1 protein-coding gene is annotated in these 1,084 nt (G+C 66.6%); it reads left to right on the top strand.

Features of this window, described 5'->3' with window-relative positions; translation table 11 throughout:
* On the top strand, positions 1–1,084 hold a 1,084-nt coding region (sucC, locus tag MJ956_RS18700), incomplete at both ends, for an ADP-forming succinate--CoA ligase subunit beta (protein ID WP_253965924.1).

The raw sequence follows: 1,084 nt of genomic DNA, 5'->3' as shown, positions 1-1,084 counted from the left end.
GGCAGGCGGAAGCGGCGGCGCGGCAGCTGCCGGGGCCGGTCTATGTGGTCAAGAGCCAGATCCACGCCGGCGGCCGCGGCAAGGGCAGGTTCAAGGAGCTCGGTGAGGGCGCCAAGGGCGGGGTGCGGCTGGCGAAATCCGTCGAGGCGGCGGTCGCCGACGTTGAGGAAATGCTCGGCAACACCCTGGTCACCCAGCAGACCGGTCCCGCCGGCAAGCAGGTCAACCGGCTCTATATCGAGGACGGCGCCGACATCGACCGCGAGTTGTATCTGTCGCTGCTGGTCGACCGGGCGGTCGGCCGCGTCGCCTTCGTCGTCTCGACCGAGGGCGGCATGGACATCGAGGCGGTGGCCGAGGCGACGCCCGACAAGATCCACAATGTCGCGATCGACCCGCTCGCCGGCGTCACCGAGGCCGACGCGGCGAAGCTCTGCGACGCGCTCGCCCTCGACGGGCCGGCCCGCGCCGACGGCATGACGCTGTTCCCCATCCTCTACAAGGCGTTCACCGAGAAGGACATGAGCCTTCTGGAGATCAACCCGCTGATCGTGCTGAAGGACGGGCATCTCAGGGTGCTCGACGCCAAGGTCTCGTTCGACGGCAACGCGCTTTACCGGCATGACGACATCAAGGCGCTGCGCGACGAATCGGAAGAGGACGCCAAGGAGATCGAGGCCTCGAAGCACGATCTGGCCTATGTGGCGCTCGACGGCGACATCGGCTGCATGGTCAACGGCGCCGGGCTGGCCATGGCGACGATGGACATCATCAAGCTCTACGGCAAGGAGCCGGCGAACTTCCTCGACGTCGGCGGCGGCGCCACCAAGGAAAAGGTCACCGAGGCGTTCAAGATCATCACCACGGACCCGAACGTCAAAGGCATATTGGTCAACATCTTCGGCGGCATCATGCGCTGCGACGTGATCGCCGAAGGGGTCGTCGCCGCGGTCAGGGAGGTCGGCCTCAAGGTGCCGCTGGTGGTGCGGCTGGAAGGCACCAATGTCGACCAGGGCAAGGCGATCCTCAACGATTCGGGCCTTGCGATCACCGCCGCCGACGATCTCGACGATGCCGCGCAGAA

Source organism: Aurantimonas marianensis (genome assembly GCF_024195285.1).
GTDB lineage: Bacteria > Pseudomonadota > Alphaproteobacteria > Rhizobiales > Rhizobiaceae > Aurantimonas > Aurantimonas marianensis.
Note: the sequence above shows the minus strand (reverse complement) of the source record. Positions and strands in the feature narration are given on the sequence as shown.